At 72.4% G+C, this 26,711-nt stretch carries 25 protein-coding genes and 1 other RNA gene; 3 read left to right on the forward strand and 23 right to left on the reverse strand.

What is annotated here, in order from left to right:
- Positions 1-32: 32 nt before the first annotated feature.
- Complete coding sequence (locus tag ACFT2C_RS03880) at positions 33-1,187, reverse strand: ROK family protein (protein WP_377205689.1); 1,155 nt, start codon at positions 1,185-1,187, stop codon at positions 33-35.
- 308 nt (positions 1,188-1,495) lie between these two features.
- Here ACFT2C_RS03880 and ACFT2C_RS03885 point away from each other — a divergent pair, with 308 nt between their 5' ends.
- Entirely contained in the window at positions 1,496-2,452 is a 957-nt protein-coding gene (locus ACFT2C_RS03885; RefSeq protein ID WP_377205690.1) for a DUF4349 domain-containing protein, read from the forward strand.
- Positions 2,453-2,455: 3 nt separating this feature from the next.
- Here ACFT2C_RS03885 and ACFT2C_RS03890 read toward each other — a convergent pair whose 3' ends face one another.
- The 7 genes from ACFT2C_RS03890 to ACFT2C_RS03920 all read right to left on the reverse strand — a co-directional run bounded on the left by ACFT2C_RS03890 (position 2,456) and on the right by ACFT2C_RS03920 (position 12,138).
- Positions 2,456-2,860 (reverse strand): RidA family protein, encoded by a 405-nt coding sequence (locus ACFT2C_RS03890; RefSeq protein ID WP_377205691.1) that lies wholly within the window; start codon positions 2,858-2,860, stop codon positions 2,456-2,458.
- A gap of 43 nt (positions 2,861-2,903) precedes the next feature.
- Positions 2,904-4,118: an alanine racemase gene (locus ACFT2C_RS03895; RefSeq protein ID WP_377205692.1), complete on the reverse strand. Its 1,215-nt coding sequence runs from the start codon at positions 4,116-4,118 to the stop codon at positions 2,904-2,906.
- A 91-nt stretch (positions 4,119-4,209) separates the two neighbouring features.
- Positions 4,210-6,036: a beta-N-acetylhexosaminidase gene (locus ACFT2C_RS03900; protein ID WP_377205693.1), complete on the reverse strand. Its 1,827-nt coding sequence runs from the start codon at positions 6,034-6,036 to the stop codon at positions 4,210-4,212.
- A gap of 104 nt (positions 6,037-6,140) precedes the next feature.
- Positions 6,141-7,754, reverse strand: coding sequence for an alpha/beta hydrolase (locus ACFT2C_RS03905; RefSeq protein WP_377205694.1), 1,614 nt, complete (start codon positions 7,752-7,754; stop codon positions 6,141-6,143).
- 90 nt (positions 7,755-7,844) lie between these two features.
- On the reverse strand, positions 7,845-9,725 hold the full coding sequence (locus ACFT2C_RS03910) for a propionyl-CoA synthetase (protein WP_377205695.1): 1,881 nt from the start codon (positions 9,723-9,725) through the stop codon (positions 7,845-7,847).
- A gap of 93 nt (positions 9,726-9,818) precedes the next feature.
- Entirely contained in the window at positions 9,819-10,559 is a 741-nt protein-coding gene (locus ACFT2C_RS03915) for a phosphotransferase (protein WP_377205696.1), read from the reverse strand.
- Positions 10,560-10,659: 100 nt separating this feature from the next.
- On the reverse strand, positions 10,660-12,138 hold the full coding sequence (locus tag ACFT2C_RS03920) for an HNH endonuclease (RefSeq protein WP_377205719.1): 1,479 nt from the start codon (positions 12,136-12,138) through the stop codon (positions 10,660-10,662).
- A 307-nt stretch (positions 12,139-12,445) separates the two neighbouring features.
- On the opposite strand from ACFT2C_RS03920, the gene ACFT2C_RS03925 reads away from it, so the two are divergent.
- Complete coding sequence (locus tag ACFT2C_RS03925) at positions 12,446-13,111, forward strand: hypothetical protein (protein ID WP_377205697.1); 666 nt, start codon at positions 12,446-12,448, stop codon at positions 13,109-13,111.
- A gap of 15 nt (positions 13,112-13,126) precedes the next feature.
- Here ACFT2C_RS03925 and ACFT2C_RS03930 read toward each other — a convergent pair whose 3' ends face one another.
- From ACFT2C_RS03930 to ACFT2C_RS03970, 9 genes are all read right to left on the reverse strand, one after another.
- Entirely contained in the window at positions 13,127-14,014 is an 888-nt protein-coding gene (locus ACFT2C_RS03930; RefSeq protein WP_377205698.1) for a phosphotransferase, read from the reverse strand.
- 267 nt (positions 14,015-14,281) lie between these two features.
- Positions 14,282-14,651: a transfer-messenger RNA gene (gene ssrA, locus ACFT2C_RS03935) on the reverse strand.
- A gap of 99 nt (positions 14,652-14,750) precedes the next feature.
- A complete protein-coding gene (gene smpB, locus ACFT2C_RS03940) occupies positions 14,751-15,227 on the reverse strand; it encodes an SsrA-binding protein SmpB (RefSeq protein ID WP_129787004.1) in 477 nt (158 codons plus the stop codon).
- A 90-nt stretch (positions 15,228-15,317) separates the two neighbouring features.
- Positions 15,318-16,664: a peptidoglycan DD-metalloendopeptidase family protein gene (locus ACFT2C_RS03945; protein WP_377205699.1), complete on the reverse strand. Its 1,347-nt coding sequence runs from the start codon at positions 16,662-16,664 to the stop codon at positions 15,318-15,320.
- Positions 16,664-17,575 (reverse strand): permease-like cell division protein FtsX, encoded by a 912-nt coding sequence (gene ftsX, locus ACFT2C_RS03950; RefSeq protein ID WP_377205700.1) that lies wholly within the window; start codon positions 17,573-17,575, stop codon positions 16,664-16,666. The genes ACFT2C_RS03945 and ftsX overlap by 1 nt, the downstream gene beginning before the upstream one ends.
- Before the next feature lie 2 nt (positions 17,576-17,577).
- Positions 17,578-18,354, reverse strand: coding sequence for a cell division ATP-binding protein FtsE (gene ftsE, locus ACFT2C_RS03955; RefSeq protein ID WP_377205701.1), 777 nt, complete (start codon positions 18,352-18,354; stop codon positions 17,578-17,580).
- Positions 18,355-18,502: 148 nt separating this feature from the next.
- Positions 18,503-19,612 (reverse strand): peptide chain release factor 2, encoded by a 1,110-nt coding sequence (gene prfB, locus ACFT2C_RS03960; RefSeq protein ID WP_377205702.1) that lies wholly within the window; start codon positions 19,610-19,612, stop codon positions 18,503-18,505.
- Between the two features lie 69 nt (positions 19,613-19,681).
- On the reverse strand, positions 19,682-20,095 hold the full coding sequence (locus ACFT2C_RS03965; protein ID WP_377205703.1) for an ankyrin repeat domain-containing protein: 414 nt from the start codon (positions 20,093-20,095) through the stop codon (positions 19,682-19,684).
- Positions 20,096-20,114: 19 nt separating this feature from the next.
- A complete protein-coding gene (locus tag ACFT2C_RS03970; protein WP_377205704.1) occupies positions 20,115-20,609 on the reverse strand; it encodes a hypothetical protein in 495 nt (164 codons plus the stop codon).
- Positions 20,610-20,826: 217 nt separating this feature from the next.
- On the opposite strand from ACFT2C_RS03970, the gene ACFT2C_RS03975 reads away from it, so the two are divergent.
- On the forward strand, positions 20,827-22,140 hold the full coding sequence (locus tag ACFT2C_RS03975) for an endo-1,4-beta-xylanase (RefSeq protein WP_377205705.1): 1,314 nt from the start codon (positions 20,827-20,829) through the stop codon (positions 22,138-22,140).
- An 83-nt stretch (positions 22,141-22,223) separates the two neighbouring features.
- Here the strand turns inward: ACFT2C_RS03975 and ACFT2C_RS03980 are convergent, their stop codons facing one another.
- From ACFT2C_RS03980 to ACFT2C_RS04005, 6 genes are read right to left on the reverse strand one after another with little or no spacing between them, the layout of a single operon-like run.
- Positions 22,224-22,691, reverse strand: a complete 468-nt coding sequence (locus tag ACFT2C_RS03980) for a TadE family protein (RefSeq protein WP_377205706.1) — start codon at positions 22,689-22,691, stop codon at positions 22,224-22,226.
- Positions 22,688-23,068: a TadE/TadG family type IV pilus assembly protein gene (locus ACFT2C_RS03985; RefSeq protein ID WP_377205707.1), complete on the reverse strand. Its 381-nt coding sequence runs from the start codon at positions 23,066-23,068 to the stop codon at positions 22,688-22,690. Before ACFT2C_RS03985 ends, ACFT2C_RS03980 begins: the two co-directional genes overlap by 4 nt.
- Positions 23,065-23,235 carry a hypothetical protein gene (locus tag ACFT2C_RS03990; protein ID WP_377205708.1) on the reverse strand — a complete coding sequence of 57 codons (171 nt, stop codon included), beginning with the start codon at positions 23,233-23,235 and terminating at the stop codon, positions 23,065-23,067. The genes ACFT2C_RS03985 and ACFT2C_RS03990 overlap by 4 nt, the downstream gene beginning before the upstream one ends.
- 40 nt (positions 23,236-23,275) lie before the next feature.
- Positions 23,276-24,193 (reverse strand): type II secretion system F family protein, encoded by a 918-nt coding sequence (locus tag ACFT2C_RS03995; protein WP_377205709.1) that lies wholly within the window; start codon positions 24,191-24,193, stop codon positions 23,276-23,278.
- On the reverse strand, positions 24,190-25,047 hold the full coding sequence (locus tag ACFT2C_RS04000; protein ID WP_377205710.1) for a type II secretion system F family protein: 858 nt from the start codon (positions 25,045-25,047) through the stop codon (positions 24,190-24,192). Before ACFT2C_RS04000 ends, ACFT2C_RS03995 begins: the two co-directional genes overlap by 4 nt.
- The gene (locus tag ACFT2C_RS04005; protein ID WP_377205720.1) at positions 25,047-26,504 is read right to left on the reverse strand and encodes a CpaF family protein; all 1,458 of its coding nucleotides are present in this window, start codon (positions 26,502-26,504) and stop codon (positions 25,047-25,049) included. Before ACFT2C_RS04005 ends, ACFT2C_RS04000 begins: the two co-directional genes overlap by 1 nt.
- Between the last annotated feature and the right edge of the window lie 207 nt (positions 26,505-26,711).

Here is a 26,711-nt window from a genome sequence, read left to right on the forward strand (position 1 = left end):
GACGCCTGCCGCCGACACGTGCGCACTGGTGCTCACGAGACCCCCAGCTGGGCGGAAAGCACGAGGACGGCGGCGCCCGCCAGCACCACGTCCTCGTCGAGCGCGGCCATCCGTAGCTGCAGGCCCGACGTGATGGCCGGCATGGTGCGCTGACGGATGGTGTCCAGCGCGGCCTCGCGGAGCGGGCCGTCGAGCAGGTCTCGCGGACCGCTCAGCAGCACCTCCGAGAGGTTGAGCGCGCTGACGACCGGGGCGAGGGTCACGCCGAGCACCCGGCCTGCCGACGCCAGAGCGGCGTCGGAATCTTCCTTGTTCTTGTCCGCCACCGCGCGCCGCAGCGCCGGCACGGACAGGACGGTCTCGAGGCAGCCCACGCGGCCGCAGGCGCACTGGTCGCCGTTGTCGACCACGGTGACGTGGCCGATCTCGCCCGCGGCGTCGCCCTGGCCGTGCACCCGCACGCCGTCGACCACGACGCCCGCGCCGACACCGGCGCCGACGGTGACCACGAGCATCCCGGAGCTGCCGCCGCCGTAGGTGAACTCGCCGAGCGCCGCCGTGTTGGCGTCGTTCGCGACGTGCACCGGCAGGCCCATGCGCTCGCCCAGGATCTCGGCGAGCGGCACGTCGTACCAGCCGCGGTTGGGCGCCTCGATCACGCGCCCGTCCAGGTCGATGATGCCGGGCGAGCCGACGCCGACGCCGATCACCGGGTGGTTCGCCGCGGCCACGAGCCGGCGGACGAAGCGGGTGAGCAGGTCGACGAGCTCGTCGCCCGTACGCCCGTCGATGTCGAGCTGACGGCGCACCACGATCTCGCCCGTGAGGCTGAGGACCGCGCCGCGCATGCGGCCGTGCTCCGTCAGGTCGACGGCCACGATCTGGTACGCATCCGTGCGCAGGCCCACCAGGATCGCCGGCTTGCCGACGCGCTGGCCCGGCCGGGTGCCGAGCTCCTCCACGAGGCCCTCGGCGATGAGCACCGAGACCAGGTCGGAGATGGTGACACGGGTGAGCGAGGTAGCTCGTGCGAGGTCGGCCCGGGAGGTGGGCCCCTCGTGGAAGAGGTGCTGCAGCACCAGGGACCGGTTGTGCGCCCTGGCGTGCTCGGGAAGCACCTTGGACGTCGCTCGCAAGCGTGCGCCGAGCCCTCGCCCGGTGCTGTTGCGTTCTGTCTGCGTCGCCATGTTTGTTAGTAGACCTCCTTAACAGAGTCCTTGTCCATCGCCCGATCGGACCCGTAACAAGACTGTTACGTGGATCACGTATGCCCCTGGCGCTGAACATGCCCTGTCGACGTATGCGGATTACTTCACGTGCCTGACGAATCCGAGCCTGCCGTACCTTGGCGTGACGAGCACGACGTGACCGCACCGTGATCAAAATCCCCGCAAAACCGAAGAAAAAACCGGTCACCAGGCCCACAAGTTCACAAAGGGATCACAGTTCTCAGGCGGGGCACGTTGGGGCCCGACATGGCTCCTACGCTCGTCCCATGAAGCGCAACCGGTCAGCCAGGGGGGACGCGGGCACGCCTGCGCGCCGACTCGTCCGCACCCTCCTGACGGCGGTCGTCGGGGGGATCCTCGTGGCCACCCTCGCCGCCTGCTCCGGCGGTGGCGCGGGCGCCGGCGACTCCGGGGCCGGACGCAGCGGGATCGTCGAACCGGGCACGGCCTCGGACTCCGTCACCGAGGCGACGGGCGCCGTCGGCATCACCGAGACCTCCGAGGAGGGGGTGGACCGCGAGCTCGTGACCACCGGCAACGCGACGCTCGCGGTGGACGACCCGTTCGACGCCGCCGAGCAGATCGCCGACCTCGTGGAGGAGGCCGGCGGCCGGGTCGAGGCCCGCGACGAGCGAGCCGCGACCGACGGCGAGCCGGGCAGCGCATCGATGACGCTCCGCATCCCCGCCGACCGGGTCTCGGCCACGCTGGACGCCCTCGACGAGCTCGGCGAGGTGCGCGACCGCCACGTCGAGACCGTGGACGTCACCGGCACAGCGCAGGACCTCGACGCCCGCATCGAGGCGCTGCGCACCTCGACCGGCCGGCTGCTCGAGCTCATGGCCGACGCCGAGCGCACCGCCGACCTCATCCAGATCGAGGCCGAGCTCTCCAGTCGTCAGGCCGAGCTGGACTCCGTGGTCGCCGAGCGGAACCGGCTCTCGGACGAGGTGGCGATGTCCACGCTGAACGTCGAGATCGTGGCGGAGGGCGGCCCCGCCGCCCAGGCCCGGCCGGGCGGGTTCGTCGGCGGGCTGTCCGCGGGGTGGAGCGCGCTGGTGATCACGTTCAACGTCGTCGTGATGGTGCTCGGCGCGATCATCCCGTGGCTCGCGGTGGCCGGCGTGGTGCTCCTGGTGGTCGTCGGCATCCGCCGGCAGCTCGCCAGGAACCACCCCACGCTGCCCCCCACGGCGGCCCCGGAGCCCACCCCTGCGGACTGAGCCTCAGGCGGTGATCGCCAGGGCGTCGATCTCGACCAGCATCTGCTCGTGCGGCAGGCCGACGAACACGGTGGTCCGGCTCGGCAGCACGCCGCTCGGGCAGTGCTTCGTCACGAACTCGCCGTAGGCCTCGTTCATGGCCGCGAAGTCCTCGCGCTTCGTGAGGTAGACCCGCAGCATCACGACGTCGTCGAACGTCGCGCCGCTCGCCTCGACGATCGCGCGCACGTTCTCGAGCGTCCGCGTCGTCTGCGCGGCGACGTCACCGGCGTGCACGTACGTGTTCGTCGCCGGGTCCATGGGGCCCTGCCCCGAGACCTGCACGAACGGCCCCTTGCGAACACCCTGGTGGAACGTGTGCGCGGGCGCGGGGGCGTCCGGGGTCGAGAGGGCGGTCTTCGTGGTCATCAGTGTCTCCTTGCTCGGGTCGTGCGGTGGGCCAGGTGCGGGGTCAGAGATCGATCGTGACCTGCTCGACGACGTCGTCGCCGCGGGTCACCAGGGCGGTGCGGTACTTGTCGAACGTGGTGCACGGGTGCGAGATCCCGAACCCGACGACGTCGCCGGGCCGCAGCGCGCCCTCGGCCGTGGGGTCGACGGCGAGGTAGCCGTGCTGGTCGTTCAGCGCGGTCACCTGCACGCCGGCCAGCGGGCGGGCCTCCCCCAGCCGTCCGGCGGCGTCGGGGGTGCGCGCGACGAGCGGCGTCGGCAGGTCGATGTCGAACGACACGTCCCGGCGTCCTAGGCCGCAGATCACCAGCCCGGGCTCGGGCGTGGACAGCACCACTGCCCAGATCGTGATCGCGGGCCGCAGCGGCTCGGTGCCCAGGCGCGTCCACGGGTCGACGCGCAGGTAGTGGCCGTGGTCGTGCGTCACGTACGCGCCCGACCGCAGCACCACCCGGGTCGGCACGTCCTCGCCCGCCGCGTCCTGGACCGGCACGGGGAGGCGCCGCACGACGACGTCGGCGAACGTGCTGCCGCCGGCGCTCAGGACCACCGGCCCGTCCACGAGGCCCGCGATCGCGGCCCCTGCCACGCGCACTTCATCGCACCACCGGCCGACGGCGCCCAGCTCCTCGTCGCTGGTGCCGCTCGCGACCGACCCCTCGTAGCCGGCGATGCCGACCAGCCGGAGCCCGGCGTCGTGCACCCGGTGGGCGAGCGCCACGGCGTCCGGCACGCTGCGCGCCCCGGTGCGGCCGCCGGGGACCCCCAGCTCCACGAGCACGCCCAGGCGCGCGACGGCCTCCGGCGCGGCGCCCGCGAAGCCCGCGGCGAGCAGGTCGACTCCCCGCGCGGAGTCCACGTACACCCAGACCTCGTCGGCGGCAGTGTCAGCGGCGGCGGTACTGTCCGCGGTGTCGGCGCCGAGCGCCGAGCGCAGCCAGGCGATGTCCCGGGGGTCGACGATCTCGTTCGCGAGGAAGACGCGGCGTCCTGACCCCTGGACGCCCCAGCCGAGCACCGTCCGGAGCTGGGCGGGCGTGGCCACGGTCGCGCCCCACACCCCGCTCGCCGACTGCCGCTCCCAGATCTCGCGGGACAGGTGGGTCTTCACGTGCGGCGCGTGCTCGACGCCCGCGCCCGCGAACGCGCCCGCCACGGTCGCGATGTTGTGGTCCAGGGCCGCCTCGTCGAGCGTCAGCAGGGGCCAGGTGAACATGGGGTCGTCGATACGCGGCACATCCCACATCTTGCCGCGCGATCTGAGCTGCGGGCCAACCGGCCGGCTGGCCGGGCCGGGGCTCGTCGGGCTACTGCTCGGGCTCGGGCCGTTCGGGCCGGGACGGCTCCGGGAGGTTCTCCACGCCGCCGTCCTCGCGCCAGCCGCCGATCCCCGCCCAGCCGCCGACGGCGGTCTCCGCCGCCAGGTCCCGCGGGTGGCCCTGGACGCCGGGCCGGGTCTGCCACGGGTGGGGCCCGGCGAGCGGGCGGTACTCGACGCCGTACGCGTCCAGGCGCGGTAGGTGGCACCGCTCCAGGCGCTCCAGGAACTCCTTCGACGCCGCCGAGCCCGGCTCCCGGTCGGCGCGCGGCGACCACATCACCTCGGCGAACGCCGCGAGCCGCGGATAGGTCGCGTAGTCGACACGCCGCGCACTGTCGAGATGCTCGGTCCACACCTGCGCCTGCGCTCCCAGCAATCGCCCCGCCCTCTGCTGAGTGCTGGATTTTCGCCCCGCTTTCCGGCCTTGAACGGGCGAAAGCCCAGCACTCAGCGGGGCGGGGAGGGGATCGAAGGCGTAGACGTCCTCGATCGTGCGGAGGAAGCCGACCGGGATCGGCTCCTGCGGGTGGGTGCCCGCGCGGTGGTCCAGGTAGACGGCCTGCTCGGGCGCCATGACGACGTCGTGCCCGGCCGCGAGCGCTGCCGCGCCCTGGGCGTAGCCGCGCCAGGACGTCACGATCGCGTCGCGCGGCAGCAGCGGCGACATCGCCTCGTCCCAGACGACGGCGCGGCGCCCGGCGTCCGACACGTGCTCCGCGAGGCGGGCGACGAACCAGCCGTGCAGCTGCGCGACGTCGGGGGCTCCGTCCGGCCCGAGCAGGCCCAGCGCCCTGGCGCGCTCGACGATCCAGGGCGACTCCCGCCAGAGCGTGGGCGGCACCTCGTCGCCCCCGAGGCCGATCCAGGGCCCGTCGAACACGTCGAGCACCTCGTCCAGCACGTGCCGGAAGAACGCGAGCGAGCCCTCGGACGGGTCGAGCACGTCCTGGCTGATGCCCCAGGTGGTGCGCACCCCGTTGCGCTGTTTGCGAGTGCCGAGCTCCGGGTAGGCGGCGACGGCGGCCTCGACGTGGCCGGGAACGTCGATCTCCGGGACCACGATGATGCCCCGGTCGCGGGCGTAGGCGACGATCTCGCGCAGGTCGTCCTGGGTGTAGAAGCCGCCGTGCGGACGGCCGTCGCCCGAGCCGGTGCGCCAGGTGCCGGCGGTGGACTCACGACGCCAGGCGCCGGTCCGCGTCAGCTCGGGGTAGCGATGGACCTGCACCCGCCAGCCCTGGTCGTCGGTGAGGTGGAGCTGAAGCACGTTCAGCCGGTGGGCGGCGGCGAGGTCGATGAACCGCAGCACGTCGTGCTTGGGCAGGAAGTGGCGGGCGACGTCGAGCAGCACGCCCCGCCACTCGAACCGCGGGTGGTCCGCGATGCGCACGACCGGCAGCTCGAGCGGGCGGGTACCGCTGCGCCGGTAGGCGGCCGGGCCCGCGAGCTGCCGCAGGGCCTGGGCGGCGGCGTGCGCGCCGGCAAGGTCCGCGGCGTCGACCCGAACCGAGCCGGCAGCCCCGGGGCGGTCCCCGGTCGGGCGCACCCCGATGCGGTACCCGCCGGCCGGCAGCTCGGGAGCGAGGGCGAAGACGACGCACTGTCCGGTCGAAGGGTCGGAGCCACGATCGGTCGCCGAGGGAACCAGGTCGAGGCCGAAAGCCTCCTCCGTGACATGCCGCCACCAGCGCGCGGCCGGACGCAGCGCGGGGTCGGTCTCGACCTTCGCGCCGTCCTCGACCAGCACCGAGCCACCCGGAGCCTGCGTCGACGCAGGCTCCGGGACGAGGCCAGGTTCTCCGGGGTGTTGCACGGCGTCACCCTAGCGCGGCGCCCCGTCGAGACGGTGATGTTAGGCGCCGTTGCGCGAGAGCGCGCCGCCTCGAGGGCCGCGCGCTCCCCCGCCCCGGAGCTCCGTCAGGCCGCCGGGCAGGACACGTCCCGCTCGGGCATCGTGCCGTCGACCAGGTAGGTCGTCGCGACGTTCAGGGCGCACGGGTTGTCGCCGAGCGCGTAGACGCCGTGGCCGCTGCCGTCGACGGTCACCAGCCGGGACCGGTCACCGAACTTCTCGTGCAACCGCTCGCCGCCGGCCAGCGGGGTGACCGGGTCGCGACGGTTCTGCAGGATCAGCACATTGTGCGGCCCTTCGTCGGCGATCTGCACCGGCGGCTCGATCGGCTCGGGCCAGTAGGCGCAGGGCAGGATGTTGGCCGAGGCCGCGCCGAACATCGGGTACCGCTCGCGGTCCTCGGCCACGGCCTTGCGGTAGGCGTTGACGTCCTCCGGCCATTCGACGTCGTTGCAGGTCGTGGCGAGGAACACCGACAGGGCGTTGGAGAGCGGCGCCACCTCGGCGTCGGCTGCGGCGGTCGGCGCGGCGCCGTCGAAGAGGTTCGCGTCGAGCAGGCTCCGGGCGGCAGCGGCGTCGCCGGCCCGCAGCGACTGCGAGGTCTGCGCCGTCCGGCCGTAGATCCGCTCGCTGTAGAGCCCACCGAAGACGAGCTGGCGGAACAGAGCGCCGTCGACGCCCTGCACGGGGTTGCCGTCCAGCTGCTCGGCGGTCTCGAAGTACTCGGCGCGCACCTGCGCCGGAGTCCGGCCAAGGCCGTACGCGGCGTGTCGCTTCGCCGCCCACTTCGCGAAGTCGGGGAACGTCTGCTCCACCCCCTGGGCGAACCGACGGAGGCCCTCCTGGTCCAGGTGCGTGTCGCCGACGATGCTGTCCAGCACCACCCGGTCGGCCGTCTCGGGGAACATCGACGCGTATGCGGCGCCCAGCGCGGAACCGTAGGAGTAGCCCAGGAAGCTGGCCTTCTCCTCACCCAGCGCCGCCCGGATGCTGTCCAGGTCGCGGGCCATGTTCGCCGTCGACACCTGGCGGAGCAGGCCGTTCTCGTCGTTCGCCGCACACTGCTCGGCCGCGGCCTCGACGACCTCGGCCCGCTCGACGACCGCCGCGTCGTCGACGGCGTACGGCGGGACGTTGCCGAAGTAGTCGCCGTCAGCGGCGAACCCGCAGTCCACCCGGGTCGAGTGACCGACCCCGCGGGTGTCCATGCCGATCAGGTCGTAGGCGGCCAGCACGCTGTCGGGCAGGCCCTGGGACGCCAGGAGCGCCGACTGCGCGAGCCCGGAGCCGCCGGGGCCGCCCGGGTTGAGCAGCAGCACCCCGCGGCGCTCGGCAGGGTTGTCGCTGGCCAACCGGGAGAGCTGGAGCTCGATCTGCTCGCCGTCGGGGTCGGAGTAGTCCAGCGGCACAGGCACGCTCGCGCAGGTCAGGACGTAGGGGCTGGCTTCGGCCGCGACGTCGGGCGGGCAGGTGCCCCACTCCACCTTCGCGGCGGGCTCCGCACCGGGCTCGGCGCCGTCCCGCCTGACGTCGGCCGCGGCCGGCACCGCGAGCGCGCCGGCCAGGCCCAGCACGGCCAGCAGGGCCACGCCTCGGCCGCGCCGTCGTCGCGGTCGGACGGGGAGCTGCAGCACGCGGATCGGGAGCGGATGCGGGGAACTGAAGTGGATTCGCTTCATGTACCCACCCTCCGGCGGGACTGGCGTGCCGGTAAGTGCCGCCGATCACGACCTCGCCCGGAGGAATGCCCGGTCCATGCATGACAGATGTCATTCGCGCCGGAGCACCGGCTCCAGCGCCGTCAGCACTGCCGGGTCATCGATGGTCGACGGCACGGCGGGGTGCTCGCCGTCGGCCAGCTGGCGCATGGTGCGCCGCAGGATCTTGCCCGAGCGGGTCTTCGGCAGCCCGGCGACGATCTCCACGTCCTTGAATGCGGCGACCGGCCCGATCTGGTCGCGCACCGCGGCGACGAGCTCGGCCGCCACCCCTGCGGGGTCGGCGCCCGCCTTGAGCACCACGAACCCGCGCGGGACCTGGCCCTTGAGCGGGTCGGCCGCACCGATCACCGCGCACTCCGCCACCGCGGGGTGCGCCGCGAGCACCTCCTCGATCGCCCCGGTCGACAGCCGGTGCCCGGCGACGTTGATGACGTCGTCGGTGCGGCCCATGACGTAGACGTACCCGTCGTCGTCCACGTAGCCGCCGTCGCCCGAGAGGTAGTAGCCGTCGTAGGCCGCGAGGTACGACGAGACGTACCGCTCGTCGTCCCGCCACAGCGTCTGCAGGGTGCCGGGCGGCAGCGGCAGGCGGATCGCGAGGCTGCCCTCCTGCCCCGGCCCCGCGACCGTGCCGTCGGGCAGCAGCACCTGCACATCGAATCCGGGTACCGGGACCGACGGCGACCCGGGCCGGGTCGGCATCGGATCGAGCCCGCGCAGGTTGGCGACGACGGCCCACCCGGTCTCGGTCTGCCACCAGTGGTCGATGACGGGCACCCCGAGGATGCGCCCGGCCCACTCGTACGTGCCGGGGTCGAGCCGCTCCCCCGCGAGGAACAGGTGCCGCAGGGAGGTGATGTCGTGGCTCGCCACGAGGATCCCCTCAGGGTCCTCCTTCTTGATCGCCCGGATCGCGGTCGGTGCGGTGAACAGGGCCTCCACGCCGTGCTCGGCGACGACCCGCCAGAACGCCCCGGCGTCGGGCGTGCCGACGGGCTTGCCCTCGTACAGCACCGTCGTGGCCCCCACGATCAGCGGCCCGTAGACGATGTAGGAGTGGCCGACCACCCAGCCGACGTCGGACGCCGTCCACCAGACCTGGCCCGCGCCGATGTCGTAGATGTTGCGCATGGACCAGGCGAGGGCGACGGCGTGGCCGCCGTTGTCGCGCAGGATTCCCTTCGGCTTCCCCGTCGTGCCCGACGTGTACAGGATGTAGAGGGGGTCCGTCGCCGCGACCTCCGCGCACGGCGCGGGATTCGCCCGCCCGGCATGCAGCGCAGTGGCCCAGTCCAGGTCGCGCCCCTCGACGAGTGTGGCGACGGCCTGCGGCCGCTGCAGCACCACGCACGACGACGGCGCGTGGTCGGCCAGCTCCAGGGCCCGGTCCAGCAGCGGCTTGTACTCCACCACCCTTGTCGGCTCGATGCCGCACGACGCCGACACGACGACCTTGGGCTGCGCGTCGTCGATCCGCACGGCCAGCTCGTTCGCGGCGAACCCGCCGAACACCACCGAGTGCACGGCCCCCAGCCGGGCGCAGGCCAGCATCGCGACGACGGCCTCGGGCACCATCGGCATGTAGATCACCACGCGGTCGCCCTGCCCGACGCCGAGGTCGCGCAGGGCGCCGGCGAACGCCGCGACATCCTGGAGCAGGGTGGCGTAGGTGATCGTCCTGGAGGTGCCGGTGACCGGGCTGTCGTAGATCAGGGCCGCCTGGTCTCCGCGGCCCGCGATCACGTGCCGGTCGAGCGCGTTGTAGCAGGTGTTCAGCCTGCCGTCGGGGAACCAGCGGTAGAACGGCGGGCTGTCGGCGTCGAGCGCACGGGTCGGCTTGCGGAACCAGGAGATCACGGCCGCCTGCTCGCCCCAGAATCCCTCGGGATCGGTGAGACTGCGCCGGTAGACGTCCGCGTAGTCGGCCATGTGATGCCCTTCCGCTCCGGCGTGCGGACCCCGGTGTCCCCGCCGCTGCCAGTGTGCCTCGGACGTGCGGCGCCGTCGAGCGGCAGGCCGCTGTCAGAGAAGCAGCCCGAGCTCCGCGGCGTGCTCCGCGGTCCAGGCCGCCTGGCGCCGCACGTCGTCGGGCACGCCGAGCTCGGCGAGCCGGACCATGGCGGGCTCACCGGCCCGGGCACCGGCGTCGATGCCGTCGGCGCACCGGCGCTGCCACCAGAGCGCGGTCGGCACGAGCTCGGACCGGTCCAGGGGCCCGTAGGCCTCGCACACCGTCACGAGCGCCCGCGCCGCGCTGCCGACGTCGCTTCCGGGCCCCAGCGGGACGAACTGCCAGACCAGGTGCGCGACGTCCTCGATCCGCCGGCCCGGGCCGGCGATGTCCCAGTCGACGAACGCGACCGGCTCGATCCCACTCGTGCCGCGCCGGAACACCGTGTTACGCGGGTCGATGTCGTGATGGCACACCACCTCGGAGTCCCCGGCGAGGGCGGTTCCGGCCGTCAGGTCGTGCAGCTCGCGCACCAGCCGGGCGAGCGCGGCCAGGCAGGACGGCTCCGCCGCGGCCCGCCGCATGCCGTCGTCCGCTCCGCTGAGGCCGTCCAGGTAGCTGAGCACCTCCGTCGCGGGCGGCTCGACCCGCAGCAGCCGGGGCGCGCCGCGCCAGCCGCGCTCCGCGAGGTACCGCAGCAGCTCGTGCACGTACTCGTGGCGGTCCGGCATCGAGCGGTGTACCTCGTCGCCCCGCCGTGTCACGGTCGAGACGAACCCTCCGGACAGGGCCTGTTCGTCGTGGTGCTGCACGGCCCCAGTCTCTCGCGGTCGGCCGCTGGTGCCAGGCGCCCGACGGATGTCCGGGCATGCCTATGGCCGCCGTGAGGGTCGGCTCGCGGCGGTCGCCGGGTCAGCGGGTATGTGCCCCGGGCGTGTGAGCCCAGGAGAGGTCGGCCGGGCGGGCGCGCCGGGGTGGCCGGCGCCCGGGGCCGGTGTTCCGGGGTGGCCGGTAGGCGATCGCGCCCCGGTCACGGCCGGTGTGGCAGCCGATCGAGTACCGGCTGCGTGGGATCCGTCCCTTGCCTGGTCCGCTCATACCGACGGCGGGGGTCCACCCCGGGACGGCATCGCGAACCGGCACCGGTGGTGCGGGCGCGACAGACACCGACGTGTGCCCCGTGGGCATGGTCGTCTCCACCGCGTGCCGGCCATCGACCTCGGTGACCTGCTGCACCCATCCCGGTGCCTGCTTCGCGTGATTACACCGAGCACACAGTCCTTGGCCGTTGTCGAGGCTGGTCGCACCGCCTTCGGCATACGGCGTGATGTGGTCGATATGCCGTATCGGGGCGTCGCACCACGACGAACCACAGATGCCCTGCCCCCGGGCATGCAGCAACCGGGCCAGACCCTGCGGGTAGAACCGGGACGTCGACGTCGTCGCCAACAACCGACCACGCGGGTCCACATAGACCGCGCGGAGCCACGCCGCGTCCGCGTCGAGCCCGTGCGCCACCAGGCTCCGCACCACCGGGGCCGGGACACTCCCCACCCCCGCCGGAGCACCCTCCAGCACCACGGCGGGCTGGTCACCTCCGGCCAGCAGCGTCTGGTCCGAGACCAGCAGACTGATCGTCACCGGGACCTCATCAGCCTTGCCCGGCTCCCTGCCGGTAACACGCTCGATCAGCGTGTCCGCCATGATCTGCCCGGCACCCCGCTCATCACCCGCCGCCTTCGCGGCGTCCGCGTGCGCCTTCAGCAGGGCGTACGCCTGCACCCCCTGCTGCATCGGGACCAACGCCGTCAGATACACCATCAAGTCCGGAGCAGGCCGCACCGAGACACACCGCTCCGACACCGCCTTCGCGTTCCGCTTCACACACGCGTGGACGTCCAACCGCGCGGCGAGCTCCCTGACCCGCGCGACCAACCGCTTCGTGCCCATCCGGGCCAGCGCCACCAGGTTCGCCGGCCCGCAGATCTCCTCATCGATCTGGGCACGGTGCTCGGGCGAGAGATGCGACGTCTCGCGCACCATCAACGTCGCCCGCCACGCCGACAACACCCCCGCACGCAGGGCATCGAACGTGTGCGGCATCCCGGTGACCCACACTCGGGCCGTGCCCAGGAACACCCCGCCCGCATGCGGGCTGGCCTGCATCGCGGAACCGATCTGACTCGGCACACCACGACCCCGCCGCTCAGCCCGAATACTCTGCCGGGCCTCGTCCGCCTTCGTGGCCTCCTCCAACGCCACGACAAGCCGGCCCTGCACCGCGGTCACGGTGTTCTTCACCGCCTCCAGCTCACCCAGCAGATCCACCCACTCGGCCTGCACCTGCCTCGACACGGACGACGCCGTGTCAGACCCGCCTGGCAGGATCATGGTCGCCAGCAGCTCACGCAGCGCCCGAACACCGGCCGCGTCGGTAGCCACGCCATCGAACGGCACGGACGGGTCGGGCCCGTCGGCCGTTCGGGGTGGCATCTCACCGGTTCGCGTCATGACACCAATCTATCGCACGCACGTTCGCATCGCCCGCCAGAACGGCCTCATCTGCCAGGAGCAGAACCCGCGCGCGACGAGCGCGCCTCGCTGCCACTGGCGCTTCGGGCGGGGCAGTCATCGAGTCCCCCGGAACGGCGGTCCGGCAGCCGCGCAAGCGCCGTCGTCGTGACGACACATGCCGGGCATGAACCCGCGACGCGCACAACGCCGGCTCCTCGGTGCCGAGCTGGCCGGCATCTTGCTCCTGAGCGCATGCGCCGGCCTGGCAGGCCCGGCGTCGGACGGGAACGAGCCCGACGACGCACCGGCGGCGGCCGACCCGGCGGCCACCGCGCCGCCCACCCCGTCGGCGTCGGGACAGGTGTCCGCCGTCGCGACCGTCCTCCAGGAGGGCGACGGCCCGCCCGTGCTCTGCCTGGGCGGGGTGGCCGAATCGTTCCCGCCCCAGTGCGGCGGCCCGGAGATCGCCGGGTGGGACTGGGACGCCGTCGAGGCCGATTCCGCGCAGGGCACGACCTGGGGCGAGTACGCAGTGGAGGGCACCTGGGACGGCGAGACCTTCCACCTCACCAAGGCTGCCGCGGCCCCGACCGAGCGGCCCGCACCCCCCGAGGACCCCCGGCTCGATCCGGACAACGCCGGATCGGTCGCACCGGACACGCCGGAGCCCGAGGCTCAGGCGCTACAGAACGACGTGTTCGACGACCTCGACGGCCTCACCGGCTGGATCGAGAACGGCTACGTCTGGGTGACTGTCGTCTACGACGACGGCAGCATCCAGCGCTACGCCGACGACACGTACGGCGCCGACACGGTCGCTGTGCAGTCCGCACTGCGCGACGTCGAGTAGGCCCGCCGATCGGACCTAGTCGTCACGCGCCGTGACGTGGCCTGCAAGGATCCGCCCGAGGAACCAGGTGGCCGACTGCGCGTAGTCGAACGAGTGGTTGACATGCGTGGCGTCCGGGCGGGCGGCGTCGAGACCGGCGTGCAGGAGCCCCCACGCGACCTCACGGACCATGTTGAGGTACTTGAAGTCCTGCAGCGCGGCCGCGTGCTGGTCGTCGAACTCCCCGAAGTAGGCCTCGATGAGCACGCGATCCTCCGCGGGGGTGTACGCCTCGTGGAATGCAGGGGTCGCCAGGTCGAAGTACACGTTCCCGACGCCGGAGAGCTCCCAGTCCAGGACGGTCAGCCGCCCGTCGTCGGCGATGACGTTGAAGCGATAGAAGTCGTTGTGGCAGTAGGCAATGCGGTCGCCGCGCACAGCGGCGCGGGCCTCGATCGCGTCGACCTTCCGCAGCACGCCGTCCAGGCGGTCGGGCATCGACACACCCAGGCGGCGCGCGCCGTCCAGGTAGGTGCGCACGAGCCAGAACGGGTCGCACCGCCGATCGACGCCGTCGAGCGCGTGCACCTCGGTGAGGACCCGGGCCAGCTCGCGGATGTACCGCGGCTCGTGGGACTGCTCGGCAGTGACCAGTGCGCCGGGAACCAGCGCGGTGAGCAGGTAGTCGTCGCCCGACGCGAGCACCTGCGGGGCGACGCCTCGGACGGCCGCGGCTCGGATCGCGGCGGCCTCGCCCGCGCGGCTCAGGCCCAGGACGTCGTTCTGCCGGCCGTTGAGGCGCAGGACAGCGTCGACCGGGCCCGCGGTCACCCGGTAGGTCTCGTTGGAGAACCCGCCGTTCAGCGCCACGGCCACCGCGGTGGGCATGCCGGCCTCGGCCAGGATCTCGACGACATCTCTCATCAGACCGGACATTACCGGCTGCGGGGGACCGGTGCCCGGACACCACGAAGGCCCGCCGTTGACCACAGACCCAGCCACGACAGGGGTCCGGGGGCGTGCCCCCGGGGCGGGGTGTGGGGGCTCCGCCCCCACAAGACATGACGAGGGCGAGGCGGCCCGGCGTCAGCCGGGCACACCTCGCCCATCGCAGGGTGGGGTGTGGGGGCTCCGCCCCCACAAAACACGACGAAGCGAGGTGGCCCGTCAGGGCACACCTCGCTTCGAGCGGAGTGGAGCTGCCGGGAATCGAACCCGGGTCCGGTATCGGTTTTCGAGGACTTCTCCGGGCGCAGTCTGCTATGGATTTTCTCGGCCCCCGTGCTCGCGCAGACACGTTCACGGACAGGCCCAGTCATCTGAGTGTTCCCGTAGCCCCGATGACGAGAGCTACGAGCAGTGGCTTCCTAGATGACGCCGGCTACTGGGACGGAAGCAGGTTCCCAGGCCGACGGAGTTGGAAGTCGCTCAGGCGGCGAGTTCGAACTCGTTGCGCGAGTTATCGGCAACTATTGGTTTACAGGCATCGTTTACGAGATAAGCCTGCATCCTCGGCCCGCTTCTCCTCGAAGCACGACCACCGTCGAAACCGATCAGCCCCTATGTTGTTTTCAACGTGCCCCGCCCGAGCTACGCCCGTGCGGAACCTCTCCAGTCTAGGTGATGAACCCCCTGGACGGGAACGTTATTTCGGCAACAGTCAGCCGAGCATCTCCTTGGCCCGCATCGCCCGCTGCGCCTCGCGCATGTCCTGCTGCTCGCGCAGGGTCTGACGCTTGTCGTACTCCTTCTTGCCGCGCGCGAGCGCAATCTCGACCTTGGCCCGGCCGTCCAGGAAGTACAGCGACAGCGGGATGAGGGTGTGCCCCTTCTCGCGCGACTTCGACTCCAGCCGAGCGATCTCCTCGCGGTGCAGCAGCAGCTTGCGCCGCCGCCGGGGCGCGTGGTTGTTCCACGTGCCCTGGAAGTACGCGGGGATGTGCACGTTCTCGAGCCATGCCTCGCCGCGGTCGATGTTGGCGTAGCCGTCCGTCAGCGACGCCCGCCCCATCCGCAGTGCCTTGACCTCGGTGCCCGAGAGCACGAGCCCGGCCTCGAAGACGTCCTCGATCACGTAGTCATGACGGGCCTTCTTGTTGTTCGCCACGATCTTGCGCGGATCGTCCTTCTTGGCCATGGTCTCCCTCCGGGGACTGCTGGTGCGGCGTGCCCCGTGCGGGCAGCGCGACGCCCCAGTTTACGCGCCGGGCCTGGGTGGACCAGGCTTTTACAGCCAGGTCATCGGGTCCACCGTCGAGCCGTTGATGTACAGCTCGAAGTGCAGATGGCAGGCCGTGGACGTGCCGGTGGTGCCCGAGTAGCCGATCACCTGGCCCCGCGAGACCCGCTGCCCCGGCGAGACGGCGAACGACGTGAGGTGGTTCGAGCTCGTCATCACGCTGCTGCCGTCCGCCGAGTAGCCGTGGTTGATCAGCACCTGGTTGCCCAGGCCCTCCAGGTACCGCGCGTACAGCACGGTGCCGTCGGCGGCAGCCAGGATCGGCGTCCCGCAATACGCCCGGAAGTCGGTGCCGGCGTGCAGCCGGTAGTACTGCAGCACCGGGTGGAACCGCATGCCGTACGAGGAGGTGACGACGGGGCTCGCCGTCGGGTAGCTGAGGAACGACAGGCTCCCGGCGCTGCTGCCGCCGGAAGAGCCCCCACCCGAGGAGCCACCGGCGGCCGCCTCCCGCTCCGCCTGCTCCTGCGCCAGGCGCTCGTCCCGCTCCTTCTGCTTGCGGATGATCCCCTTGAGGTCGGACTCGATGGAGCTGAGCTCCTCCTCGTTGTCCCGCATGTTCTGCCGCGCGATGTCCTTGCGCCGCTCGATGCGGTTCTTGAGCCGCTCCTGCTGCGCGATCAGCCGCTGGATCTCGGCCTTGCGCTCCACCGCGGCCTGCTTGGCCTGCTCCTTGGACTGCACGTTCTCGTCGGCCAGGCGCTTGAGCTCCGTGACGACCTCGCGGATCGCGGACAGCCGCGCCTGCAGGTTGCGGGCGGTCGCCTCGGCGTCCTGCAGCTCGGCGAGCGTGCGCGCCCGGATCCGCGCGGCCGACGACGACACCGAGTACCCGTCGATGAACTCCTCGGTGCTCTGTGCGCCGGTCACCAGGCCGATCGTCGAGGCGTCGCTCGAGCCGCGGAACTCCTCGCGGGCCATCTGCGCGATGTCGTCGCGGGCGCCGTCGACCTTGCCGGAACCGTCCTCGAGCTGCTGGCTGACCTTCGCCTCCTCGAGCTGGGCGTCGGCCAGGCGCTGGGCGAGGATCGCCGCCTCGCGCTCGGCCCGCTCCAGCTCGGCCTCGGCGACGGCGAGCTCGGCCTCCGCGACCGGCAGGCGGCCCTCGACCTGGTTCAGCTCGAGCACGGCGTCCGCGAGCTGGGTGTCGGTGTGCTCCAGCTCGGCCTCGAGGCTCTCGCGCTCGTCCTCCTTGGCCGCCTGCTGACGCTCGGCCGCCGCCCGGCGGTCGTCGAGGTCGTCGGCGTGGACCGCGGTCGCGCCGCCCAGCAGCAGGACCATCGCGAGCACCGCGGCGAGCGGGCCGCGGCGGTTTCGGCTTCTGGTGGCAGTCATCAGATCCTCGTGTACCGGTTCAGGGTGAAGAAGGAGGAGAGGGCCGCCAGCGCGACGGCCATGATCACGAGCAGGGGCGCGACGCGCAGCACGTCGACCTCCGACACGTAGGCCACCCAGTCGACCGACCGTTCGAGCCAGTCGCTGACCATGAACCGGACGGCGAGCCAGAGCCCACCTCCGGCGAGCAACGAGCCCAGCACGGCCGCCAGTGCGCCCTCCAGCAGGAACGGGAGCTGGATGAACAGGTTGGACGCGCCCACCAGGCGCATGATCTCGGTCTCCTTGCGCCGCGAGACCGCACTCAGCCGGATGGTGGTCGTGATCAGCAGCACCGCCGCCAGGAGCATGACGCCGGCCAGCCCCGCCGCGAGCAGGGTGGCGACGTTGAGCGTGCGGAACAGCGGCTCGAAGACGGCCCGCTGGTCCTCGACGATCTCGACGCCGTCGCGCCCGGACAGCACGTCGCTGACGACGGCGAACTGCTCGGCGTCGGTCAGCTTGAGGCGCAGGGACGCCTGCATGTCGTCGGCGGTGAGCTGCGTGCCCTGGTAGCCGTCCGGGTAGCGCTCGCTGAACGCCTCGAACGCCTGCTGCTTCGACTCGAAGTAGACCTTGCTGACCTCGTCGGACAGCTCGGTGTCGATGACCTGCCGCACGGCGTCGACCTGCTGCTCGGTGGCCTCGCCGCCGGCGCACGTCGGCGACACGGAGCCCTCCGGGCAGAGGAACACCGACACCTCGACCAGGTCGTACCAGTCGTCCTTGAGCTTGCCGATCTGGGCCTGCAGCAGCGCGGCCGCGCCCACGAACGTCAGCGACACGAACGTCACGAGCACGACGGCCACGACCATGGTGGTGTTCCGGCGCAGGCCGGAGAAGACCTCGCCCAGCACGAACTGGAAGCGCACGGTCAGGACCCCCGCACCGTCTGGACCGGGGCGCGGGTACCGCTGCCGGGGGCGTCGAGCACGGGCGACGCGCCGACGTCGGGCAGGATCGACTCGCGCTCGCCGTAGCCGCCGCGCGCCTCGTCGCGGACGACGACACCGTCCGACAGCTCGACCACGCGGCGCCGCATCTCGTTGACTATCTCGTCGTCGTGCGTGGCCATGACGACCGTGGTGCCGGTGCGGTTGATGCGGTCCAGCAGGCGCATGATGCCGAGCGAGGTGGTGGGGTCGAGGTTGCCCGTCGGCTCGTCGGCCAGGAGGATCTGCGGCCGGTTCACGATGGCGCGCGCGATGGCGGCGCGCTGCTGCTCGCCGCCGGACAGCTCGGTCGGCATCCGCTTGCCCTTGCCCGCCAGGCCCACCATGTCCAGCACCTCGGGCACGGTGTCCCGGATGACGTGCCGCGGCTTGCCGATCACCTGCAGCGCGAACGCGACGTTCTCGTGCACCGTCTTGTTCTGCAGCAGACGGAAGTCCTGGAACACCACGCCGAGCTGCCGGCGCAGCGTGGGCACCCGCCACCCCGAGAGGTTCGCGACGTCCCGGCCCGCCACGTAGACGCGACCGCGCGTAGGCCGCTGCTCGCGCAGCACCAGCGACAGAAACGTCGACTTCCCCGAGCCGGAGGCCCCCACGAGGAAGACGAACTCGCCACGCTCGACGTCCACGGAGACCTGGTCGAGGGCAGGCCGTGCGCCGCGCGCATAGACCTTCGACACGTTCTCGAACCTGATCACGAGCCCGAGACTAGGTCGGTGCACGGGTGGCGTGTCGCGCAGACACGCCGAGGAGACTCACCCGGTCCGGCAACAGCGGGACACCATATCGGTCAAACGAGACAACAGGCATCAATTCGCTCAGGGCCGGCGGCGCCCCGCGCGACCGTCAGCTCGACGAGCCGCCCCGGCGCCACCGGATGCCGGCCTCGATGAAGTCGTCGATCGCGCCGTCGAACACGGCCTGCGGGTTGCCCGACTCGTGCTCCGTGCGCAGGTCCTTGACCATCTGGTACGGCTGCAGCACGTAGGAGCGCATCTGGTCGCCCCAGCTCGCCTTGATGTCGCCGGCCATCTCCTTCTTCTTGGCCGCCTCCTCCGCCTTGCGGAGCAGCAGCAGCCGCGACTGGAGCACGCGGTAGGCCGCCGCACGGTTCTGGATCTGCGACTTCTCGTTCTGCATCGCGACGACGACGCCGGTGGGGATGTGCGTCATGCGCACCGCGGAGTCCGTGGTGTTCACGGACTGTCCGCCGGGGCCCGACGAGCGGTAGACGTCGATCTTGAGCTCCGACTCCGGGATCTCGATGTGGTCCGTCTGCTCGATGAGCGGGATCACCTCGACCGCGGCGAACGACGTCTGCCGGCGGCCCTGGTTGTCGAACGGCGAGATGCGCACCAGGCGGTGCGTGCCCGCCTCGACGGACAGGTTCCCGAACGCATACGGCACGTTGACCTCGAACGTCGCGGACTTGAGGCCCGCCTCCTCCGCGTAGGAGGTGTCGCCCACCTTGGTGGGATAGCCGTGGCGCTCGGCCCAGCGCAGGTACATGCGCATCAGCATCTCGGCGAAGTCGGCGGCGTCCACGCCGCCCGCGCCCGCGCGGATCGTCACTACCGCCTCGCGGGAGTCGTACTCGCCGTTCAGAAGCGTCCGCACCTCGAGCGCCGCGAGGTCCTTGCGGATCTTGACGACCTCGGCCTCAGCCTCGACGAGCGAGTCGGCGTCGTCCATCTCGATGCCCAGCTCGACGAGCGTCTCGGTGTCGTCGATGCGGGCGGCCAGCTTCTCCACCCGGTCGAGCTCGGACTGCGCCGCCGACAGCGCGGACGAGACCCGCTGCCCTTCCTCCGGGTCGTCCCACAGGTTGGGAGCCGACGCCTGCTCGGACAGCTCGGCGATCTTCGCCTGCAGGGCGGTGGGGTCGCTCACGGCCTCGATGGACTCGAGGGTGGCGCGGAGCGCCTTGATCTCTGCGGGGAAGTCGTTGGTTGCCACGATGCTCAAGGTTACCCGCGCAAGCCGGTCCCCGACGCCGGAAAATCCGGCGACCGCTCCCCCGGCGGCTCAGCGAGCCCCGGGCTCCGGCAGCTCGCGGCCGAACATCTGCGCCGTCGCGCGGGCGCTCGGGGTGCCGGCGTCGAGGTCCGCGCCGTGCTCGACGAGCACTCGGATCACGTCGGCCTCGTCCTTGAAGATCGCACCGGCCAGGGGCGCCTGGTTGTTGGCGTTCAGCCGGTTCACGTCCGCGCCACGCTCGGCGAGGCCCGCCGTCAGGTCCGCGTGCCCGTGGTACGCGGCCAGCATCAGCAGGGTGTTGCCCGCCTCGTCGGCCAGGTCCACCGGCAGGCCCGCGTCCACGAGGTCGAGCAGCACGTCGACCCCCTGCCGGGCGAGGTCGAAGAGCTGCTGCGGCTCGAGGCGCATGCCCTGCTGTTCCTGGTCGTCCAGGTCCTGCTTGTTCTTGTCGGGCTCGCTCATGGCCACAACCTAACCCGGCTCACCACGCCCGCGCGGTGGACGACGCCGACACCGTGATCCCGCCGCCGAACGCGTCGGTGAACCAGCGCAGCAGCGGCGGCCGGGACACCGCGGCGAGCGTCACCCGGGCCGAGCGTCCGTCCGGCGACGACGCACCGGTCACCGCCACGGGCAGCCCGGGCGGGTGCTCGGCGACGTAGTGCTCGACGGCGGCCCGTACGTCCGCGTCGGACAGCGTGAGCGGGGCGCCGTCGGCGGGCGCGCCGGCGCCCGCGTAGAAAGCGTCCGGTGCCATGGCGCTCGCCGCATGAGCCGCCGCGAGGTCAGCGACGTCGTAGAGGGTCTTGCGATCCAGGTGGACGGCGCTCGCCGAGGCGACCACCCCGACGAGCATCAGCGCGAACGCGACGAACGCGGAGGTCAGCAGCATGATCCGGCCGGACTCCGGGCCGGAGTCGCGCTGGCCGGAGTCGCGCAGGCCGGAGTCGCGTCCGGCGGGGTCGGCAAGGCTCATCCGCTCATTGTGTCCGGGCGGCGCAGACCCGGCGCGCCAGGGGCGTGAAACCCCGGCCCGACGCGCCTCGTTGCCGATTCTGAGCGACCTAAACGTTTAAGACGCCAAAGTCTTCGAAAACGTTTAGCGGATTCGCTTGACACCGGCTTGTCAGGTCGAAATCCTTTTCCACGTCCGACGGGCCAACGACGGCACGTCCAGCAGGAAGGGATCAACGATGACCCGAACGCTCAACCCACCGCGCCCCCGGCGCGGGCTGCGAGCCATCTCGCTCGCCACGCTGACCGCCGTGGTACTGGCCGGCGGCGTGGCGGCCACCTCCGCACAGGCCGCCGGCAGCACGCTGCAGGCCGCCGCCGCGGAGTCGGGCAGGTACTTCGGCACAGCGATCGCGGGGTTCAAGCTGAGCGACTCGGCCTACACGACCATCGCGAACCGCGAGTTCGGCATGATCACGGCCGAGAACGAGATGAAGATCGACGCGACCGAGCCGAACCAGAACCAGTTCAGCTACGGAGCAGGCGACCAGATCGTGAACTGGGCGCGCGGCAACGGCAAACGGGTCCGTGGCCACACCCTGGCGTGGCACTCGCAGCAGCCGGGCTGGATGCAGAACATGAGCGGCTCCGCCCTGCGGTCCGCGATGCTCAACCACGTCACCCAGGTCATGACCCACTATCGCGGCCAGATCTACGCCTGGGACGTGGTGAACGAGGCGTTCCAGGACGGCTCCTCCGGCGCCCGCCGCGACTCGAACCTCCAGCGCACCGGCAATGACTGGATCGAGGCGGCGTTCCGCGCCGCCCGGGCAGCCGACCCGAACGCCAAGCTCTGCTACAACGACTACAACACCGACGACTGGACGCACGCGAAGACGCATGCCGTGTACAACCTGGTCCGCGACTTCAAGGCGCGTGGCGTGCCGATCGACTGCGTGGGCTTCCAGTCGCACTTCAACTCGCAGAGCCCCGTGCCCGGCAACTACCAGACCACGCTGTCGAGCTTCGCGGCCCTGGGCGTCGACGTCCAGATCACCGAGCTCGACATCGAAGGCTCCGGCACCGCACAGGCGGACAACTACCGCAGGGTCGTCCAGGCGTGCCTCGCCGTCTCCCGCTGCACCGGGCTGACCACCTGGGGCGTCCGCGACACCGACTCGTGGCGCGCCAGCGGTACGCCGCTCCTGTTCGACGGCAACGGCAACAAGAAGGCCGCCTACACCGCCACGCTCGACGCGCTGAACGCCGGCTCCACCAACCCGCAGCCCGGCAGCTGCACGGTCTCCGTCACCAAGGCGGAGGAATGGGGCGACCGGTTCAACGTCTCGCTCGCCGTCTCCGGGAGCTCGACCTGGCGGGTCTCGATCCAGCTGCAGGGCTCGCAGAGCCTGCAGAACTCGTGGAACGCAACGGTCTCCGGCACCTCCGGCACGCTGACGGCGACGCCGAACGGCGCCGGCAACAACTTCGGCATCACGGTCTACAAGAACGGCAACACCAACCTGCCCACGGCGACCTGCTCGGTCACCTGACCGGCTGAGCTACCACGATCAGGCATCACGGCGGCGGTCCGAGCCCTTCTCGGCCGCCGCCGTGGTGCCGCTCCCGGCGCACCTCACGGACGCGCCCGGGTGTACCGGTCGACCGTCCCGGTGCGGGCGGCCTCGACCGGGACGGACAGCGGCACCCAGCCGCGCACGGCGTCGGGCAGCAGGGGCAATGGCACCTCGATCCGCACGACGGCGCCGACGGCGCCGCCCGGCGTCAGGCACGGGGAGGCCGAGCACTCCAGGGTGAGCGCCCCGGCGTCGCGCGCGAAGCCCTGGTCCTCGACGGCGATCCTGACGGCGGCCTCGGCGCGCGCGGCCCCCGCCCCCGACGACTCCGCGGTGACCATGGCGCGGACGGCGTCCCGGGCCGCGCCCTCGGCGGCGAACGTCCCGGCCTGCACGCGGCCGAGCGTCACCACGAGGTAGACGAGCGGGATCAGCAGGATCAGTGCGACGCCGAGGAACTCGACCATCGCGGAGCCCTGCTCGCCGGCGGGACCGTCCGCGCGTGAGCCCCCGCCCGGCCCGCTCACTGCTCCTCCAGGGCGTGCCCCCGGACGGTCAGCATCCCGCCGGGCCCGAGCAGCCCGACCACGGGCAGCGGCGTACGCACGGTCACCTCGGTCACCGCGGCGCCGTCGAGCAGGGTGCGGCCGGCCGTGACGTCGCGGGCGTAGTCGCCGGTCAGGGCTTCGGCCAGGAGGGCACGGGTGCGGGCGACGCCGTCCGCCGGGGCGCGGTCGGCGCGGGCCGCGACCCGGGCGCCATCCGCCGCGGCGTCGGTCGCGAGGGATCGGACGTGCACCGCGAGCGCCACCTGGACCACGCCGAGGAAGAGTGCGAGGACCAGCACGGACACCAGGAGGAACTCGACCGCGGCGGAGCCGTGCTCCGGCCGGCCAGGGCTCACCCCTGGCCCGTGACGCTGCTGATCGCCTGCCGGAACGCGTTCTCGAGCAGGGGTCCGGCGACCGCCCAGAGCGCCACCACCAGTCCAGCCGTCATCAGGGTCACCAGGACCCACCCGGGCACGTCGCCCCGTTCCCGTTCCGGGTCGAGCTCGCGGTCGTCGCGCATGGCGCTTCCTTTCATGGGTGACCCGGCTGGTGGGGTCAGGTCAGAGCCCGATCCGCAGAGTGGCCAGGCTGGGGAACACAGCGAAGATGACCGTCACCGGGAGCACGAGGAACACGACCGGGACCATCATCAGGATCTCCTTGCGGCCGCCCGCCTCCAGGAGCGCGCGGCGCCCGGCCTCGCGGACGTCGTGGGCCTGGGCGCGCAGCACGTCCGCGAGGGGCGTGCCGCGCTCCAGGGCGACGACCACGCCCTCGGCGAACCGGGACAGTGGCGGCAGGCCGGACCGGTCCGCGAGCGCCGTGAGGGCAGTGGTCACGGGCGCGCCGGCCCGCACCTCGGCGACCATGCGCCGGATCTCGGCGGCGAGCTCGCCGCGCGCCGTCGAGGCGACGCGTTCGAGGGCCGCGGGCGGGCTCTCGCCCGCGGCGACGGCGAGGGCCAGCAGCTCGGCGATGGTGGGCAGCTCGGCCAGCAGCCGCTCCTCGCGACGTCGGACGCGCAGGGTGAGGGCCTGGTCGCAGGCCACGTACCCGCAGCCGCCCGTGACGACGACGAGCGCGACCAGCGGGACGGCCGCCGCGCCCCGCGTCGCCGCGAGCAGGAGGGCGAGGCCGAGGCCGGCGGCGAGCCCCGCCACGGTCCACACGATCTGGCGGGCGCGGAAGTGGTCGACCGACTCGGCGGACCCGGCGCGGTCGAGCCGGCGCCGGATCTCCTCGCGGGGCGAGCCGAACCGTTCGAGGCGCGCGGCGACGTCGTACAGGCCGAGCAGGCGGACCGCCGCCGAGGCGGGGCTGACCTCGCGCAGGAGCGTCGAGGTGGCGTCGCGCGGGCGCAGGTAGGGGGCGAGCCGTTCGTCGAGGGTGACGGCGCGGGCCAGCAGCCGGGCCAGCACGATCAGGATGCCGAGCGCGACGCCGAGCCCCGCGAGGGCTCCCGCCGCCCAGCCCGTCACCGCAGCACCCGGCGCTCGGCGGGCAGGCGCCCGATCCGCAGCATCGCCCGGTAGGCGACCAGGGCGACCAGGCCGCCGGTGACCAGGACGGTGACGCCGGCGGGCGAGTCGTAGGCGCTGGCGGTCTCGGGCCGGGTCGAGAGCAGCGCGAGGACCACCCACGGCCCGGCGACCGCCACGCGGGCGCCGTTGACGGTCCAGCTCTGCCGCGCCTCGAGCTCGCCGCGGGTCGCGGCGTCCTCCCGCAGGAATCCGCTGAGGGTCCGCAGGAGCCGGCCCAGGTCCTGCCCGCCGACCTCCCGGGTGAGCCGCAGGGCTTCGATGATCCGGTCGGCGACGGGGTCGGCGAGGCGCTCCTTGAGGGCGTCGAGGGCGTCGCCGAACCGTCCGCCGGCCCGGTAGTCGTGGGCGAAGCGGCCGAACTGCTCGCGCAGCTCGACCGGGCCGCGCTGGGCGAGCTGCGCCACCGCCTCGGGCAGGGACAGCCCGGCGCGCACGCCGGAGGCGAGGTGGTCCACCACCTCGGGCCACACCTCGCGCAGCGCCCGACGACGACGGCGGGCTCGCGCGCGAACCAGCAGCACCGGCCCGGGTGCGGTGAGCACCGCGAAGCACGCGGCGATGACGGGCGAGCGGGTCAGGACGAGCCCCAGCAGCAGGATGACGACGCCGAGCGCGGCGCAGGCGCCCACCAGCATCCCCGGCGTGACGGAGGGGGCGCCGGCCTGGGTGAGCAGGTCGCGGGTCCGCATCTGCCAGGTCACCCGCCCCGTCGGCCGCGGCGTCGGGGTCCAGAACGACCACCAGACGCAGAACGCGCCGACGCCCAGGAGGAGGCCGACGACCACGCCCATCAGCGCACCGCCCAGGGTCCAGCGCCTGCCGATGGGCCGGCCTCCGCCGCACGCCCGTCGCGCGCCGTCCACCCGGCGTCCGCCGTCGGCTCGCCCTCGGCCCACGGACCAGCCGCAGCCCAGGGCCCGCCGCCTGACCACGACCCGTCACTCGCGCGCTGCCCCGGACGCGCGCCCACCGGCAGCACACGGGGGTCGGCGAGCAGCGCCCGCACGTCGAACCCGGCGCGCTCGAACCGGTCCTCGCCGGGCGGCATCCCGTCGCCGCGGCGCAGGTCGCCGTCGGCGTCCCGGTCGAAGATCCCCGCCGTCTCGATGCGGCCCTCCTCGACGCGGCCGGTCACGGCGACGATCTCGCGGACCTGCCGCCGGACGACGCCGTCCGCCGTCCGGCTCAGGCCGAGGTGCACCACGAGGTCGATTGCGGAGGCGACGGTGGGCACCACGAACCGGTCGGACACGTTCTCGCCCGCGAGGAGCGGGAGCGTCGTCATCTTGGCCACCGCCTCGCGTGCCGTGTTGGCGTGCAGCGTGCACATCCCGGGGATACCGCTGTTCAGGGCGACGAGCAGGTCGAACGCCTCCGCCTCGCGGACCTCGCCGATCACGATCCGGTCCGGGCGCATCCGCAGCGCCTCCTTGACCAGGCGCCGCAGGGGCACCTCCCCCGTGCCCTCGAGACTCGCCGGGCGGGTCTGCAGCGCCACGTGGTCGCGGACCGGGAGGCGCAGCTCCCAGACCTCCTCGGCCGAGATGACCCGCTCCGAACCCGGGATCGAACCCGCCAGCGCATTCAGCATCGTCGTCTTGCCCGCCTGGGTCTGCCCCGACACGAGCACGTTGAGCCCCGCCCGCACCGCGGCGTCCAGGAACGTGGCTGCCTGGGCGGTCAGCGACCCGAGCCGCACCATGTCCGCCAGCGAGTGGGCCCGCACGACGTGCTTGCGGATGTTCACCGCGAAGTGAACTCGCGTGATGTCAGGGATGACGACGTGCAGGCGCTCGCCGCCCGGCAAGCGGGCGTCGACGAAAGGACTCGACAGGTCGAGGCGCCTCCCCGAGGTCTTGAGCATGCGTTCCACCAGGTCACGCACCTGCTCGGCGGTCAGGACGGTGCTGGTCAGCTCGGGCACGCCGCGCCGCGCGACGTAGACGTGGGTCGGGGCGTTGAGCCAGACCTCCTCGATCTCCGGGTCGTCGAGGTAGGGCTGCAGTGACCCAAAACCGCCAACCGCATCGGAAACCTCCCGGACCACGCGCTCCATGTCGGGCACCCCGGGGAGAAGACCGCGCGCAGCACGGTCCGCATAGTCCGCCGCCGCTTCGCGCACCAGCTCGGCGAACCGTTCCGGCTCGGCCATCGGGTCCACGCCACGACGCCGGACGAGCTCACGTACCTCACTCTCCAGCAGGGCGATTCCGTCGGCTCGTGCCACGTCGCGTCCCTGGACGGCCATGCTCGCGTCCCCCGCGTGGACCGCAGCCACCTGGCCCAGGCTCGTCCGTTCCACCGCAGCGGGCATAGCCCTCCCCCTGACCTCGCACTGGCAACTCCCCCGATGGCGATCCGCCACGCATCGCCGCCGAGCCCGACTTTAGGAGCATCCGTCCGGAACCGCGCGCCGCGGCGGGAATGCCTGTGGATAACTCCTTGCCCTGCCAGG

It is taken from the genome of Promicromonospora sp. NPDC057138 (assembly GCF_042670845.1).
Classification (GTDB): domain Bacteria; phylum Actinomycetota; class Actinomycetes; order Actinomycetales; family Cellulomonadaceae; genus Promicromonospora.

Bases quoted from the DNA above. Each gene is read 5' to 3' on its own strand.
- ACFT2C_RS03925 (WP_377205697.1), top strand. From the start codon at position 12,446: ATGAACCCGCGACGCGCACAACGCCGGCTCCTCGGTGCCGAGCTGGCC.
- ACFT2C_RS03905 (WP_377205694.1), bottom strand. From the start codon at position 7,754: ATGAAGCGAATCCACTTCAGTTCCCCGCATCCGCTCCCGATCCGCGTG.
- ACFT2C_RS03885 (WP_377205690.1), top strand. From the start codon at position 1,496: ATGAAGCGCAACCGGTCAGCCAGGGGGGACGCGGGCACGCCTGCGCGC.
- ACFT2C_RS03945 (WP_377205699.1), bottom strand. From the start codon at position 16,664: ATGACTGCCACCAGAAGCCGAAACCGCCGCGGCCCGCTCGCCGCGGTG.
- ACFT2C_RS03895 (WP_377205692.1), bottom strand. From the start codon at position 4,118: ATGTTCACCTGGCCCCTGCTGACGCTCGACGAGGCGGCCCTGGACCAC.
- ACFT2C_RS04000 (WP_377205710.1), bottom strand. From the start codon at position 25,047: ATGGGCGTGGTCGTCGGCCTCCTCCTGGGCGTCGGCGCGTTCTGCGTC.
- ACFT2C_RS03930 (WP_377205698.1), bottom strand. From the start codon at position 14,014: ATGAGAGATGTCGTCGAGATCCTGGCCGAGGCCGGCATGCCCACCGCG.
- smpB (WP_129787004.1), bottom strand. From the start codon at position 15,227: ATGGCCAAGAAGGACGATCCGCGCAAGATCGTGGCGAACAACAAGAAG.
- ACFT2C_RS03970 (WP_377205704.1), bottom strand. From the start codon at position 20,609: ATGAGCCTTGCCGACCCCGCCGGACGCGACTCCGGCCTGCGCGACTCC.
- ACFT2C_RS03965 (WP_377205703.1), bottom strand. From the start codon at position 20,095: ATGAGCGAGCCCGACAAGAACAAGCAGGACCTGGACGACCAGGAACAG.
- ACFT2C_RS03880 (WP_377205689.1), bottom strand. From the start codon at position 1,187: ATGGCGACGCAGACAGAACGCAACAGCACCGGGCGAGGGCTCGGCGCA.
- ACFT2C_RS03910 (WP_377205695.1), bottom strand. From the start codon at position 9,725: ATGGCCGACTACGCGGACGTCTACCGGCGCAGTCTCACCGATCCCGAG.
- ACFT2C_RS04005 (WP_377205720.1), bottom strand. From the start codon at position 26,504: ATGGCCGTCCAGGGACGCGACGTGGCACGAGCCGACGGAATCGCCCTG.
- ACFT2C_RS03890 (WP_377205691.1), bottom strand. From the start codon at position 2,860: ATGACCACGAAGACCGCCCTCTCGACCCCGGACGCCCCCGCGCCCGCG.
- ACFT2C_RS03990 (WP_377205708.1), bottom strand. From the start codon at position 23,235: ATGCGCGACGACCGCGAGCTCGACCCGGAACGGGAACGGGGCGACGTG.
- ACFT2C_RS03920 (WP_377205719.1), bottom strand. From the start codon at position 12,138: ATGATCCTGCCAGGCGGGTCTGACACGGCGTCGTCCGTGTCGAGGCAG.
- ACFT2C_RS03975 (WP_377205705.1), top strand. From the start codon at position 20,827: ATGACCCGAACGCTCAACCCACCGCGCCCCCGGCGCGGGCTGCGAGCC.